The 14,329-nt window shown below is 63.3% G+C and carries 11 protein-coding genes and 2 pseudogenes; 9 read left to right on the top strand and 4 right to left on the bottom strand.

Features of this window, described 5'->3' with window-relative positions:
• Positions 1-13: 13 nt before the first annotated feature.
• Positions 14-2,365 (bottom strand): arylsulfatase, encoded by a 2,352-nt coding sequence (locus K940_RS0106680; RefSeq protein WP_028476898.1) that lies wholly within the window; start codon positions 2,363-2,365, stop codon positions 14-16.
• 461 nt (positions 2,366-2,826) lie between these two features.
• On the opposite strand from K940_RS0106680, the gene gndA reads away from it, so the two are divergent.
• On the top strand, positions 2,827-4,272 hold the full coding sequence (gene gndA / locus K940_RS0106670; RefSeq protein WP_028476897.1) for an NADP-dependent phosphogluconate dehydrogenase: 1,446 nt from the start codon (positions 2,827-2,829) through the stop codon (positions 4,270-4,272).
• 33 nt (positions 4,273-4,305) lie between these two features.
• Here the strand turns inward: gndA and K940_RS30675 are convergent, their stop codons facing one another.
• The gene (locus tag K940_RS30675; RefSeq protein WP_051406943.1) at positions 4,306-4,761 is read right to left on the bottom strand and encodes a GyrI-like domain-containing protein; all 456 of its coding nucleotides are present in this window, start codon (positions 4,759-4,761) and stop codon (positions 4,306-4,308) included.
• Between the two features lie 217 nt (positions 4,762-4,978).
• On the opposite strand from K940_RS30675, the gene K940_RS0106660 reads away from it, so the two are divergent.
• Genes K940_RS0106660 through K940_RS0106650 form a run of 3 tightly spaced genes read left to right on the top strand, consistent with a single transcriptional unit; the run spans position 4,979 to position 7,557 of the window.
• Positions 4,979-5,923 carry a metal ABC transporter substrate-binding protein gene (locus tag K940_RS0106660; RefSeq protein ID WP_028476896.1) on the top strand — a complete coding sequence of 315 codons (945 nt, stop codon included), beginning with the start codon at positions 4,979-4,981 and terminating at the stop codon, positions 5,921-5,923.
• Positions 5,920-6,654 carry a metal ABC transporter ATP-binding protein gene (locus tag K940_RS0106655; RefSeq protein ID WP_028476895.1) on the top strand — a complete coding sequence of 245 codons (735 nt, stop codon included), beginning with the start codon at positions 5,920-5,922 and terminating at the stop codon, positions 6,652-6,654. Before K940_RS0106660 ends, K940_RS0106655 begins: the two co-directional genes overlap by 4 nt.
• A 24-nt stretch (positions 6,655-6,678) precedes the next feature.
• A complete protein-coding gene (locus K940_RS0106650; RefSeq protein WP_028476894.1) occupies positions 6,679-7,557 on the top strand; it encodes a metal ABC transporter permease in 879 nt (292 codons plus the stop codon).
• Between the two features lie 89 nt (positions 7,558-7,646).
• On the opposite strand, the gene K940_RS0106645 is transcribed toward K940_RS0106650, so the two are convergent.
• Positions 7,647-8,231: a TerD family protein gene (locus K940_RS0106645; protein WP_028476893.1), complete on the bottom strand. Its 585-nt coding sequence runs from the start codon at positions 8,229-8,231 to the stop codon at positions 7,647-7,649.
• A 133-nt stretch (positions 8,232-8,364) separates the two neighbouring features.
• On the opposite strand from K940_RS0106645, the gene K940_RS0106640 reads away from it, so the two are divergent.
• The 5 genes and pseudogenes from K940_RS0106640 to K940_RS0106620 all read left to right on the top strand — a co-directional run bounded on the left by K940_RS0106640 (position 8,365) and on the right by K940_RS0106620 (position 13,434).
• Positions 8,365-9,351 (top strand): NAD(P)-dependent alcohol dehydrogenase, encoded by a 987-nt coding sequence (locus K940_RS0106640; protein WP_028476892.1) that lies wholly within the window; start codon positions 8,365-8,367, stop codon positions 9,349-9,351.
• A 110-nt stretch (positions 9,352-9,461) separates the two neighbouring features.
• Complete coding sequence (locus K940_RS0106635) at positions 9,462-10,319, top strand: LLM class F420-dependent oxidoreductase (RefSeq protein ID WP_028476891.1); 858 nt, start codon at positions 9,462-9,464, stop codon at positions 10,317-10,319.
• Between the two features lie 345 nt (positions 10,320-10,664).
• Positions 10,665-10,829, top strand: a pseudogene (locus K940_RS31480) (transposase); the annotation flags it as partial.
• Positions 10,830-11,712: 883 nt separating this feature from the next.
• Positions 11,713-11,940 (top strand): hypothetical protein, encoded by a 228-nt coding sequence (locus K940_RS32865; RefSeq protein ID WP_028476889.1) that lies wholly within the window; start codon positions 11,713-11,715, stop codon positions 11,938-11,940.
• A 372-nt stretch (positions 11,941-12,312) separates the two neighbouring features.
• Complete coding sequence (locus K940_RS0106620) at positions 12,313-13,434, top strand: hypothetical protein (RefSeq protein ID WP_028476888.1); 1,122 nt, start codon at positions 12,313-12,315, stop codon at positions 13,432-13,434.
• Positions 13,435-13,885: 451 nt separating this feature from the next.
• On the opposite strand, the pseudogene K940_RS0106610 reads toward K940_RS0106620, so the two are convergent.
• Positions 13,886-14,194, bottom strand: a pseudogene (locus tag K940_RS0106610) (transposase); the annotation flags it as partial.
• Between the last annotated feature and the right edge of the window lie 135 nt (positions 14,195-14,329).

Here is a 14,329-nt window from a genome sequence, read left to right as displayed (position 1 = left end):
CGGCGGATCACATTCACTGTCGTGCCATGTGCATGCGTATCTCGCTGCTGGCGTCGGTGATCGACTCGCCGGACAGATCGACCACGACGGTGTGCAGCCCGCCGGTGAAACGGAACGGCGGGTCGTAGTCGGGCGTCACCGCGGAGCCCGGATTGGCGCCGCAGGTCATCCCGCCGGGGTTGAACGCCACCGGTGTGGTGATGGGTATGTCGGTCTCACCCACCTGCTCGCGGTCGATGTAGAGCCGCGCGATGCCCGGTGTGCCTTTGCCCGTGGCGAAATCGGGGTCGCCGGTGGGTTCGAATTCGAAGCGCAGCTCATGGCGGCCGGGTGGAACCGCCTGCGTGGAGGAAACTCGATAAGTCGCGCGCCGGACATAGTTGTGGGCATAGTGCAATCGACTGTCGCGCACATAGAAGGTCCATCCGCCGACATTGGTGCCCTGGCACAGCAGGACACCTTCGGCGCCGTCGGGCGGGATGTCGGCCACTGCGGTCACGCTGTGCGGACGGTTCAACACGCGCGGAGCGACCGCGGCGGGCAATGTCGCCGTATCGGGTCGGAGGGTGTAGTGGGTCTGCGCCGGGGTGATCTGTGGGCGCTGCACCATCATGCGCTGCAAGACGCTGCCGTCGATGGGGAGCACATTGTTCCTGCCGGCTTCCACGTACCACAGCGAGATCATTTCGATGAGCTTGTCCCGGTGCTCGGCCGCGAGGTTCCGCGTTTCGGTGAAGTCCTCGGCGATGTGATACAGCTCCCAGTGTTCGGCGTCCAGAGCGTCGAGTTCGTCGGCGGTGATGGGGGCGCCGAAGGGCCTTTCCGCCTCACTGAAGGAGGGGCCGGGCCACGGACATACCGCGCGCCAACCGTCGTGGTCGATCGCCCGGTGACCGAGCATCTCGAAGTACTGCGTGCGATGCCGGCTCGCCGCATTCGGATCATCGAAAGTGTGCGCGAACCCGACCCCGTGCAGCGGCGACTGGGCTACGCCTCGTACGGCGGTCGGCGGATCGATCCCGAGCACGTCGAGCACTGTGGGCACCACGTCGATCACATGCGCATACTGGGTGCGTATCTCGCCTCGAGCTCTGATCCCACGGGGCCAGTGGACCAGGAAGGGATCACTGACGCCTCCGCGGTAGGTCTCGCGCTTCCATCGCCGGAAGGGCGTATTTCCCGCCCAGGTCCAACCCCACGGGTAGTGGTTGAACGTCGTGGGGCCGCCGAGTTGGTCTATGGCTCGCAGGCTGTCTTCGATCGGTTCGGGCGCGTTGTTGAAGAACTGCAGCTCGTTGGTCGTCCCGGTGACGCCGCCTTCTGGGCTGGCGCCGTTGTCGGAGACGAGCATGATCAGCGTGTTGTCGAGTTCGCCGGTGCGCTCGAGGAAATCCAGCAGGCGCCCGATGTGGTGGTCGGTATGCGAGAGGAACCCGGCATAGACCTCCATCATCCGGGCGGCCAACCGGCGCGCATCCGGTGACAGCGAGTCCCACTGTGGCACGTCCGGGTCGCGACCCGACAATCGCGCGTCCGGCGGGACGATGCCGGCCTGCTGTTGCCGGCGGAAGGTGTATTCGCGGTAGGCATCCCACCCCGTGTCGAACCGACCGCGATAGTGATCGGACCACTCCTTGGGCACATGGTGCGGGGCGTGTGTCGCTCCCGTGCAGAAGTTCATGAAGAACGGTTTGTCGGGGGCGATCTGCTTCGCACTGGCGATGAAGGAAATCGCTCGGTCGACCAGATCCGAGGTCAGGTGGTAGCCCTCGTCCGGACTGGCGGGCGGCTCGACTTGATGATTGTCATAGACCAGGTCCGGATACCACTGGCTGGTGTCGCCGCCGAGGAAGCCATAGAATCGTTCGAACCCTCGGCCGAGGGGCCAGCGATCGTAGGGGCCGGCAGCCGATTCCTGCTCCGAGGGCACCAGGTGCCATTTCCCCACCATATAGGTGTTGTACCCGTGCTGTAGCAGCATTTCGGAGAGAAATCCGTTCTCGAACGGAATGCACCCGTTGTAGCCCGGATACCCGGTGGCGATTTCCGTTATGCCAGCCATCGCGTTCGCGTGGTGATTGCGGCCGGTGATCATGCAGGAGCGTGACGGTGAACATAGTGCTGTCGTGTGCATGTTGTTGTACAGCAATCCACCCGCGGCGAGGCTGTCGATCCGTGGTGTGTCGATCGGACTGCCGTAGCAGCCGAGCTGCCCGAACCCGGTGTCGTCGAGCATGATGAACAGCAGATTCGGCGCTCCTGGTGCCGCTCGGACCAGCTGTGGCCATGCGGGACTCGACACATCGGTCGTGCGCCCGATGACTCCTGGAAAAGTGGTGCCCTGCCGGTACTCCTCGAGTGACATCTCCTCGGTCCTCCGTCCTGTCGACCGAAGCGTGGCCCCGGCCGACGCATCGGTTTGCCACTGTCAGCCATGCCTGACGCATCGGCTCTGTGCCGTATTGGAGTTCCTTGCCGTACTGCAGTCTGTCGCCGTACTGGAGTTCTTTCGTTCCCGAGCGAGGTTCGTCCACATCGTCGCCAGTCGTCACGGACTCTGTGCTCTCGGCGGCCCGAGGCTCGGGGGAAACCGAAGACCACCGGGCGCTCGGACTCGATTCTCGCTATCCGCGATCACGACGGCGCAGGTCGAATGCTAGACGACGGGCGGTGCGCCTGTCAGTGGACCGGCCGCGATGCGCAACGATCACGATTCTGGACGGTAGGTAAGGTCTCAGTCATCGTGGAGCACGCTCCACGATGGAGCCGCCGAACGGCGTCGTGCGGTTCCACCCATACCACTCGTCGAACGAAGAGAGCTGATCGATGCCGACCTCCACAGCGCGTGCACAGATCGGGGTCACCGGCCTGGCAGTGATGGGCAGCAATATCGCCCGGAACTTCGCCAGGAATGGCTACACGGTGGCGTTGCACAACCGAAGCATCGCCAAGACCGATGCACTGCTCGAGGCATATGGCACCGACGGCGACTTCGTGCGTACCGAGACCATCGGGGAATTCGTCGCGGCGCTCGAGCGGCCGCGGCGGGTGCTGATCATGGTGAAGGCCGGCGCCGCCACCGATGCCGTCATCGAGGAGTTGGCGTCGGCGATGGAGCCGGGCGACATCATCATCGATGGTGGCAATGCGCTCTACACCGACACCATGCGACGGGAAGCCGCACTACGCGAGCGTGGGTTGAATTTCGTCGGCGCGGGCATCTCCGGCGGCGAAGAGGGAGCGCTCAATGGCCCCTCGATCATGCCCGGAGGTCCCGCGGAGTCCTACGATTCGCTCGGTCCGCTGTTGGAGTCGATCGCCGCGAAGGTCGACGGAACGCCGTGCTGCACGCACATCGGTCCGGATGGTTCCGGGCACTTCGTCAAGATGGTGCACAACGGCATCGAATACGCCGATATGCAGTTGATCGGCGAGGCCTACCAGTTGTTCCGAGACGCGCTCGGCTTCGACGCGAAGCAGATCGCCGGAGTGTTCACCCAGTGGAACACCGGGGACCTGGAGAGCTACCTGGTCGAAATCACCGCCGAAGTTCTCGATCAGATCGACGCGAAAACCGGCCGACCGCTGGTGGATGTGATCGTCGACGCTGCCGAACAGAAAGGAACCGGGCGCTGGACGGTGAAAGCTGCGCTCGATCTCGGGGTGCCGGTGACCGGCATCGCCGAGGCGGTCTTTGCGCGAGCGCTGTCGGGTTCGCGCGCACAGCGCCGAGCCGCGACCGGACTGGCCTCCGGTCGGCTGGCGGACAAGCCGGTCGATGTCGAGCAGTTCACCGAAGACATCCGGCAGGCGCTCTATGCGTCGAAGGTCGTCGCCTATGCGCAGGGCTTCGACCAGATCGCCGCTGGCAGTGCCGAATACGATTGGAACCTGCACCCTGGCGACCTCGCCACGATCTGGCGTGGGGGATGCATCATCCGCGCTCGCTTCTTGAACCGGATCAAGGAAGCGTACGACGCAGACCCCAAGCTTCCCAGCCTGATTCTGGCACCGTACTTCCGTCAGGCGATCGCGACGGCTATCGACAGCTGGCGTCGTGTCGTGGCTACTGCGTCCCTGCTCGGCATCCCGGTACCAGCGTTCGCTTCCTCGCTGTCGTACTACGACGCGTTGCGCGCCGAGCGGCTTCCGGCAGCCCTCACTCAAGGGCAGCGTGACTTCTTCGGCGCGCACACCTACGAACGAATCGACGCCGAAGGCAAGTTTCACACGCTGTGGAGCGGCGACCGCAGCGAGGTTCCTGCGGACTGATCGTCGTGGCCCGCGGCCCGGAGATCACCTACGTCACTGAACCGGGATCGGCGCGGGTTCGAGTCCGACATACAGGTCGTGGGATTCTTCCGCACCTGTCGGGGTGTAGCCGATGTCGAGTTTGAAGTCGGTGGGGCCGAGACCTTCACGCCCCGCCCACTCCAGCATGGCGCCGAAGCTGCTCGCGATTTCGGTGACCGGGCCGACATGTCGATGGAACAGCAAGCGCTGCGCCGGGATGTGAACGACCCGGAACGCGGCAGGGCACGGTTCGGCACGATCCACGATCACTCCCACGACCTGCCGGTACCGTCCATCGTCGACCTCGAGTGATACATCGACGAATTGCTCCGGCGTACGGCCCGGCATCTGCTGCACAGCAGCGAACAGGCGAGCCCAGGCCTGGGGAACTTCGACAGCGAGATCCTCCCAGCGGGCGACGACCTCCACACCCATCACGGTCATGCCTGCGTGTTCGAGGATTTCCATACAGTTGTCCTTCGATCCTGCGTCGGTGGCAAGGCTCTCGTGCCTTGTGCGCGGATGGCGCCGCTGTGCGGATCACAGTGTCACAAGCAGGGGGTGAGGGCAATCGGGGGCGCTGACGAGCCCCGGCCGACCAGATACGATGCTGGACTCCATGTGATCATTAATTCACCAGCGCGAACTTGAAAGTTAGGGAAGGCGAATATTATCGTCTCAAGGTATGAGGGTTCGGCTCCACCGTTTGTTCACCCGGCGTCCGCGTCGGATGGCCGGGGCAGTCGCCGTGAGTGCCTTGGTCTTTGCGCTGACCGCGTGCCAAGGAAACGCCAGCGGCGGCGGCGATCGGCTCGTCGTACTGACCACCTTCACGGTGCTGGCCGATATGGCGCGGAATGTGGCAGGCGATCATCTCGTGGTCGAGTCGATCACCAAGGTGGGCGCCGAGATCCATGGATACGAGCCGACTCCCGGCGACATCAAGAAGGCCACGAGGGCCGATCTCATCGTGGACAACGGCCTGAATCTGGAAGCATGGTTCGCCCAGTTCGTTTCCGACGTCCGGGTGCCTCATGTCGTGGTGAGCGAAGGCATCACACCTATTGGGATCAGCGAAGACGCCTACGTGGGCATGCCGAACCCGCACGCGTGGATGTCGCCCCGCAACGCACAGATCTATGTCGACAACATGGTGCGCGCCTTCAGCGATCTCGCCCCTGAGCACGCCGACGATTTTCGCGCCAACGGCGACCGGTACAAGACCGAGCTCGGTGCGGTGCGGGACGAACTCGTCGCCACCTTGAACGAACTACCACCGAACGAGCGCGCCTTGGTGACGTGCGAAGGCGCGTTCTCCTATCTGGCTCGAGATGCAGGCCTGACCGAGAAGTACATCTGGGCGGTCAATGCCGAACAGCAAGCCACCCCGCAGCAGATCGCATCCGCCATCGACTTCGTCCGCGAGCATCGAGTACCTGCGGTGTTCTGCGAGTCCACGGTGTCGGACGCGCCGATGCAGCGTGTGGTCGAAGCCACCGATGCAGAGTTCGGGGGGGTCCTGTACGTGGATTCCCTCTCGGAGGCCGATGGTCCGGTGCCGACCTATTTGGAATTGATCCGCCACGACGCGCATACGATCGGCTCCGCACTGACCGGACGTCGCTCATGAGTGCGCCGGCAATCGAGGTGCGCGGTGTCACGGTTCGCTATCGCGATGTACTCGCGCTCGATGGGGTGGACTTCACCCTGGGTCGCGGCCGGGTCTGTGGCCTGATCGGCATGAATGGCTCCGGCAAGTCGACCCTGTTCAAAACCGTCATGGGCCTGGTGCATCCCGACCGCGGCACCGTGCACATCGAAGGCAAGGCGCCGGTTGCGGCCCGACGGGCCGGCATTCTCGGCTACGTGCCACAGAGCGAGGATGTCGACTGGAGCTTTCCGCTCTCGGTGCGGGACGTGGTGATGACCGGCCGCTACGGTCATCTGGGGTTCACTCGCCGTGCACGCCGAATCGATCGCGAAGCCGTCGAGCACGCACTGGACCGCGTCGAATTGGCCGATCTCGCCGACCGGCAGATCGGGCAGCTGTCCGGTGGGCAGAAGAAACGTGCTTTCGTGGCGCGCGGCCTGGCCCAGGGCGCGACCATCCTCCTGCTCGACGAGCCGTTCGCCGGCGTCGACAAGCGGTCGGAGGCCACGATCACCCACTTGTTGCGGGATCTCGCCGCAAACGGCGCCACAATTCTGGTGTCGACGCATGATCTGCACGCGCTGCCCGGCCTTGCCGATGAAGCGGTGCTTCTGATGCGTACGGTACTCGCGCACGGCGACCCGGAGGAAGTGCTACTTCCGGAGAACCTTGCCAAGGCGTTCGGCTTGGATGTGATGAACCGGGTATAGCCCGGTCGGAGGCGAGACAGACGAATGAACTTGACCGAAATCTTCACCGATCCGCTGCAATACGAATTCATGGTGCGCGCACTCGCCACCACTGTGACCGCAGCCGCAGTGTGCGCGGTGCTGTCGTGTTGGCTGGTGCTGATCGGATGGTCGTTGATGGGTGATGCGGTCTCCCATGCGGTTCTGCCCGGCGTGGTGCTGGCCTATATCGTCGGCCTTCCGTTCGCGGTGGGTGCAATCGTGTTCGGTTTCCTCGCGGTCGCTTTGATCGGCGTCGTTCGCGATACCAGCCGGATCAAAGAGGACGCGGCCATCGGGATCGTGTTCACGACGTTGTTCGCCTTCGGATTGGTCCTCGTCTCGGTGACACCCAGCCAGACCGACCTCAACCACATCGTGTTCGGCAACCTGCTCGGTGTCAGCCGTGCCGAACTGGTGCAGATCGTGATTCTCGCGGCGATCACCCTGGCCGCGCTGCTACTCAAACGCCGCGACTTCACGTTGTATGCCTTCGATCCCACCCATGCGCATGCGATCGGTCTCAACCCGAAACTACTGGGCACAGCGCTGCTGGGTCTGCTCGCGTTGACGGCTGTGGTTGCGCTGCAGGCAGTTGGCGTCGTCCTGGTGGTGGCCATGCTGATCATTCCGGGCGCAACGGCCTATCTGCTCACCGATCGCTTCGGCCGAATGCTGGTCATAGCCCCTGCAGTTTCGGTGACCTGCGCCGTAACGGGCCTGTATGTAAGCTATTACCTCGACACAGCACCTGGCGGTATGGTCGTCGTTGTCCAGGGCGTCGTTTTCGCCGCGGTGTACTTGTTCGCCCCACAGCAAGGCATTATCGGGCGGCGGATTTCCGCGGCCCTGCGGCAGCAGGCAACCGCGGACGCTCGAATGTAGGTCGGTGAACCGACCACAGTTCTCGGTTCGTGCGCGTTCAGCGAAAGAAAACCCCTGCCGCACGCGTGGCGGCAGGGGATCGATTCTGTCTACTGTTGCAGCGTGAAACGTAGAAGCGCCTGCATATCGCCTTGCTTGACTTTGCCCTGGCGATTGAGGACCTCCAACTGCCACTGGTCACCATTGCGGAATGCGCGGGCGACGGCATTGGCGTTGTCGGTGCCCAGAAGTGAGGGCCAGATATCGGCAACCTGCTGAGTAGTTCCGCCCGAAGCATCGTAGATTCTGAAGGAGATGTTGTTCGCCTTCTCGAACGAGCTGCCCTTCTTGAACGCAGCAGCCACGAAGACGATGGCGTCGATCACCGGCGGGACATTGGCGAACTTGACGTGAACGGTCTCGTCGTCACCGGAGGCGGCGCCGGTCTGCTCATCGCCGGTGTGTACGACCGAGCCGTTGCCCAACGGGTCCAATGAATCCAGACCCGCGAAGCGCACGGGTTCACCCCCCTGCATGAGGATGGCGACCAGATCCAGGTCTACACCGCGCTTGCGACGCGCCCAACCGAGTGCGCCACCGCTCGTCCCCGAGGATGGGTCCCAACTCGCTCCAACGTGCAGTTCGGAGATACCCGCGAGGTCTGCTGCGCCATCTTCTTTCCTGAGCGTAATCACGCCATCAGCATACCGACGATCGCATAACATGCTGCCATGCAACGCGCTTCGTCGGAGTCGGACATGCACTCTCCCAGCGCAGCACTGAGCTGGGCGGGACCGGCGTTCGCATCGTAGCCGAGAAGGAGCCGCAGTGAAGGCCGTAGTGCACAACAGTTTCGGGCCGCCGGAGGTCCTCACGATCGTAGACGTCGAGCCTCCTACCCCCCGCGCCGACGAAGTTCTGATCAAAGTACACGCCACGACCGTGACCGCAGCCGAGATCCTGATGCGGCGAGGTCGTCCCCTGTGGGGCCGCAGTGTTCTCGGGGTGACCCGCCCTCGCAAGAAAGTACGCACACCAGGACTGGAACTGGCCGGAGAGGTTGTCACGGTCGGTGCGTCCGTGCGTCGGTTCGCGCCGGGTGATCAGGTGTTCGGCTTCACCGGCATCGGTGTCGGGGCGTGTGCGGAGTACAAATGTATGCCCGAATCGGCTTCTCTGGAACACAAGCCGGTCGACATCACCTACGAGGACGCCGCCGCGGCGGTGGATGGCGCGTCGACGGCATTGTATTTCCTGCGCGAACGCGCCGATGTCGGTAAAGGACACCATGTCTTGATCAACGGTGCGTCCGGCAGTATAGGCACCTATGCGCTGCAGCTCGCGAAACTTTTCGGCGCCGAAGTCACCGCGGTGTGCAGTAGCAGGAACGCCGAACTGGTCACGGAACTGGGCGCCGACCATGTGATCGACTACACCGTGGACGACTTCACCACTCGCCGCAACACCTACGATGTCGTTTTCGATACTGTGACGGCCTCCACCTATCGAAAGTGCAGGCGAGCATTGACACCCACCGGGTGCTATCTCCCGACGAAAGGACTGTGGAACTGGCCTATCGCCGGGTGGACAGTGCTGCGGGGCGGACGCACGGTTCGCCCTGGGATGTCGGTCGAAAAGCGTGCGTCCCTGGCGTTCCTCAAAGAACTCATCGAAAGTGGGCAGCTACGCATCATTGTCGATCGCAATTACCCGATCGACGACATTGTCGAGGCGCACCGATATGTCGAGACCGGACACAAGCGGGGCAATGTGACGGTCTCGGTTGTCTCCGGAGTTCGACAGGCGCTGTCGTAGAAATCGCGACTGCCTACATCGAGCTCGGTTGGTTCAGCGAGCACCAATCCGCCACAACACAGCTCAGTCCTTGCCAGTCGCTTGGGCAGCATCGATGCGACAATTTGCCCGTGCGGATCGGTATCTCTACCCCAGTTGTCACCGTAGTCCCCGGAGTAGCCTCGGCATGGGAGCGAGAGGCCGGCATCAGCGACATCACGCGCATCGCCGAAGCCGCTGACGGATTGGGATTCGACTACCTGACGTGTTCCGAACACGTTGCGATCGACGCCGACGTTGCAGCCGAGCGCGGCTCCACCTACTGGGATCCTCTCGCTACGTTGGCATTTCTTGCCGCGCGAACTACACGCATCCGTTTGGCTACGTCGGTGATCGTCCTGGGCTATCACCACCCGCTTGGGATTGCGAAACGATACGGAACGCTCGATCGGGTCAGTAACGGACGGCTCGTGCTCGGTGTCGGTATCGGGTCTCTGCGGTCCGAGTTCGATCTGCTCGGCGCGTCGTGGACTGACCGCGGCGATCGTGGCGACGACGCGCTGCGCGCGCTGCGCGCATCACTGTCGACCCCAAATCCTGGCTACCAAGGCGACTACTACCGCTTCGACTCAGTCGTCGTCGATCCGTGCGCGGTGCAGCCGCATGTGCCGATATGGGTCGGTGGCCGGACGGCGAGGTCATTGCGGCGAGCTCGCGAATACGCCGATGGCTGGATGCCATTCGGCCTGAGCGGCAACGAGATCACTCGGCTCCTCGGCCTTGTTCATTGCGGTCCTGGCTTCGAAATCGTGTTGCCTACCGCTCGAATCGACCCGATGAGTGACCGAGGGCACACCCAACGGCAGTTGGACCGCCTGCGGGACCTGGGCGCGACCGCCATCACGTGTTCGATTGCAGCGACTTCTGCGGAACACTATTGCGAGCAATTGGCGATCTTGAGTGCGATGACCACTGAGGTTGAATCGTGATGACCGAAACTCAACCGCCGCTGGCCCGCCTTGGCCTCAGCATTTGTCATCGCTAACGCACTCGGTTGCTCCGCCAATCATATGAACTGGGTCTGAAGCGAAGCCGAAACCGTTCTCCGACGAACAACTCGCTGCGATCAACGCGCCGACGCTGGTGCTGTTCGGCGTAGCTACGGTCGTCAATGACCCTGGGATCGGAGTGCGGCGCCTTCGCGAGCATGCTCTCGCAGCCGGAGGAACACGGTATCCGTCGGTGAGCGCGACCTGATCCTTGCGGCCGTCGGCGCGGACCCCGATCATCACCAGCAGGCACAGTTTCCCTACCTTTCTTGGTGGGTGTTCGACCTCGCAGCCATCGGCGGGGACCTGGCCATCTTCGACTGCCCCGACTGCTTCGCCGGCGTTGCTGCTTTGGCTCCGGTGCCCAAGGAGTCCGGCCGCATCCACGGCAACCTCAAACGACGGCGCCACTACGACCGGCGCCTGCTGCGCGCCTGCTACCTCGCCGCCCACCACGACACACTCGAGGCTCCATCTGTTGCACCCGGAAGGTCCGAGAGGGTCGGTAGAGCCCGCATCGTCATCGACGCGGGCTACCCGCAACAGCCGCTTCAGTACTCTCGCGATGCGTCGGGCCTGTGACCACATATGTTCGTTACCTATCGCTGTCGAGGACGAAATTCCCGGCACCGCAATACTCGCCAAGGCTTTCGGCTGTCCTCAGTCGAGGATCCGGGGAAGACATCGACGTCCTGTGTAGTTGCAGCGATCATTTGATCCCACGAAAATTCTTGGCCTACAAGGCCATCCGCATATACCGGGCGCCACATGCAACACCGGCCTCTCTGAACCAGCGCAACTTGGTGCTCAACCTCGTCGGTGACCAGCATCACGCCGATTCTCTTTGATTTCGCGGATCACATGCTCAAGCGGTGATTCTCCGGTCTCGCGCTCGTCGCCCAGCAGGGCCTGCGACCACTTGACCCCCAGCTCGCTAGGGTAGCCATGTGCGCACGTCAGACGCGAAGTCTCTCCGCGGACGGCGCGACGAAAGTGCCGACCGTGCGGATGCGCTTACGACGTGTGGCCCCAAATTGGCCACAGAATTTCAGGGAAGACACGCACCCGGGGTGCTAGGTTGATCACCGGTTACAGCAGGTCGGCAGGGACCACTACATGGCAATCCGCCGAGCTGGCTGTTGAACTCCAGACACGCATCACGGCATCGAACAGAGCGTCGAGATGACGGGCCAGAACTGCTCCGCGCGAGCGGCTGCCAGCCCAGTCGACAGGCGCCAACTTCCGTCTGGTGTTGTGCGCGAGGCATTGGCCAGGGGCTGGAGTTCGGCCTGCAGACGATGCTCAGGCCCGAGACCAATCTCTTTTCCTCGAGTTGCTCGACCAAAGTTTCGCCACGTTGTTGCACGAGGCCGCGCACGGCGCTGCGCGCACGCGCGTAGTCTCCGAGACCAGCCGCGGCGGCGCCTACCACGACGGGAAGTTCCATGACCTCGCCAACGAATTCGGATTGCACGTCGAGCGCGACCTCGCATCGGCTGGTCGACCACCACACTGGCCGAACCCACAGCCGAGCAATACGCCGGCGGGATCGCAACCTTGACCGCGGCGATCGTGGCGCACCGCCGGTCCGAACACGACCTGTTCACCAAGGACGGCGAAGGCGAAGACTGCGAGGGAAAGGAGAAGGTGCCGCACAGCGGCAGTACGCTGGTGTGCAGTTGCAACCCGGTAAGACGAGTACGGGCACACAAGAAGACGATCGATGCCGGCCCGATCCTGTGCGGTATCTGCAGCCAGCCTTTCGTACACCTGCGCCAGAGGGCAACTATACGTAGCCTTTTCGCTGCCCATCAAGATCGAACGGAGCCAATTTGTCAGCGGCTCGAGTTACCTTCGGATGAAATGTGTTTCGTTAGGCCGCAGGGGGTCGAGCTTGGTGGCGTCGGGCGGGCTGGTGTGTCCAGGCAGTGAAATGACCTCGGCATTGGGACCCTACGGCGTGCTCGTCGACGTCCACGACGACGGTATGTTCGACGACTGGGAAGCAAAACGAGGACTTCGCTGCCTGCTCTGCGGCTACAAGGTGGAGGCATACCACTCGCGCGCCGGAAATCCCTTCTTCCGGCACGGTAAACGGACGCCGGCCGGTCAGATCCCGGGCGGCGGGAAGGGGTCGGAAACCTTCGACCACGCCCGGCTCAAGTACTGGACCCGCGACCGGCTCGAACACTACGGGCTATCCGCCAGGGTCGAGCCCCACATCGGTGACCAATTCCCCGATGTCTACGGTACCAAGAACGGAATCGCCTACGCCATCGAGGTGCAATGGAGCCACCTCGACTTCGACACCGCCCGCGAACGCACCGAAGGACTGCGCGCGGCCGGCTGCGACCGCGTCGTCTGGCTGACCCGCCACTGCAACTGGGTCGAGAAGCTGCCTGCCGTCGGCGTCAGCGACTTCCGCCCCGTCACCCGCGACGGGTACGAACTCCACACCGGAGTCCTCTGCCACCAGCCCGCGCGGCGGGTGCCAAGGACACGGATGGCCGTGGCGTGCTGGCCGCTCGATCGTTTTCTACGGGACTGGACCAACAGCAGCACCGACGAACTCGCGTGGGCATACAGCACCGCGACAACCGCAGGATGGGCAACCGTGACCGATTGGGAACAACACACCAAAGACCAAGCCCACGAAATCGCAATGAAGAAAGGGCAACTCGCCGACGCCCTCACCGAACGCGACCAACTCCGAACGGACCTCCGCACCGCACAGGCGACCATCCGCAGTCACGCTGACACGATCGACGAACAAGCGCAGACGATCATTTGCCAGGTCAGAACCCTTGGTGAGCGAGCTGGCACGATCGCCGACCAGAAGGAATCGATTGAACGAGCTGTTGCCGAGAACGACCGGGTCACCACCGCGGCCAAGAAACTACTGGCGAAGAACTCCCGGGCCGAAGAGGACCAAAAGAAGAAGGCCGCCGCGATCGAACGACTCACACGTACAACCCAGAAAATGACGACCACATGCATCGCGTTGGTCGTGCTGTGTTTCGTCCTCACCATCGGCTGGGTCATCTGGCTGGCCTGAACACCGATTGATTCATACGCATCAACGCACGGCGGCCGCAGGTCGCCCGACTCACATCGATAAGGGGAAACGAATGCAGCGCAACATCTACGGGGCCGATTGCTTCGAATGCAAACGGTTTGTCGGATCCAAGAAGGGCTTCATCTACGGTGCCGGCCACGCCAACATCGTAGTGTGCGAAGAGTGTGTATACGCTGTGTACGGGGTCCAGAAGGGCTGGCTGGCAGAGATGAAACCCGAACCTGTCCAGCCTGAGTCGCCCGCAGTCTAGCCTATCTCTAGCCTCGATCTTTCGCCGGGCCTATGGCCCGGTGTAGTCGGGTTCGGATTGGGGTTTCGGATCGTAGCCGGGCTGGTGGGTGTGGTTGACCGTCCGTGTCAGCGGGTGGCTGCCGGTTCCACGGGTCCGGTGGTGGTCCTTTCGATGGTTGTTGGAGCGGTTTCGTGCTGGTCAGGGGGCCGCGAGCCGGGTCAGGGCGTTGATGGTGAGGGTGGTCCACGGGTTGTGGGCTGATAGGCGGAGGTGGACGCGGCGGGCGTGGCGGGCCAGGCGGGCGGGGATCGAGAACAGTCGCAGGCGCAGGGTCTTCGGTTCCCAGCGGCGTGCCTGATGGTCGTGCAGGGCCAGGGTCTGCATCCAGACGGTCAGGTCCATGGCGAGGGCGACGACGGCGAGCCAGACGCGGTTGGCGTCGAAATCATGGAACGGCAGGTTGCGTAGGCCGGTGGCCTTCGCGGCGCGGACACGGTCCTCACAGCGGATAGCCCAGAGCGTCGGCGACGACAGCGGCTGGCATCTGCTGGACGTGCTGGCGCATGGCAGAGGTCCGGGCACGACGACCCCGTCTGGCATGAGGTCGGATATGTCGAACAGAACGCGGCACCACGTTTGACG

Origin of the sequence: Nocardia sp. CNY236, from assembly GCF_000482385.1 — a bacterium.
Taxonomy (GTDB): domain Bacteria; phylum Actinomycetota; class Actinomycetes; order Mycobacteriales; family Mycobacteriaceae; genus Nocardia.
This window is presented reverse-complemented; position numbering and strand designations above follow the sequence as displayed.

Coding starts and splice junctions, on each gene's coding strand:
- K940_RS0106680 (WP_028476898.1), bottom strand. CDS start 2,365: ATGTCACTCGAGGAGTACCGGCAGGGCACCACTTTTCCAGGAGTCATC.
- gndA (WP_028476897.1), top strand. CDS start 2,827: ATGCCGACCTCCACAGCGCGTGCACAGATCGGGGTCACCGGCCTGGCA.
- K940_RS30675 (WP_051406943.1), bottom strand. CDS start 4,761: ATGGAAATCCTCGAACACGCAGGCATGACCGTGATGGGTGTGGAGGTC.
- K940_RS0106660 (WP_028476896.1), top strand. CDS start 4,979: ATGAGGGTTCGGCTCCACCGTTTGTTCACCCGGCGTCCGCGTCGGATG.
- K940_RS0106655 (WP_028476895.1), top strand. CDS start 5,920: ATGAGTGCGCCGGCAATCGAGGTGCGCGGTGTCACGGTTCGCTATCGC.
- K940_RS0106650 (WP_028476894.1), top strand. CDS start 6,679: ATGAACTTGACCGAAATCTTCACCGATCCGCTGCAATACGAATTCATG.
- K940_RS0106620 (WP_028476888.1), top strand. CDS start 12,313: ATGACCTCGGCATTGGGACCCTACGGCGTGCTCGTCGACGTCCACGAC.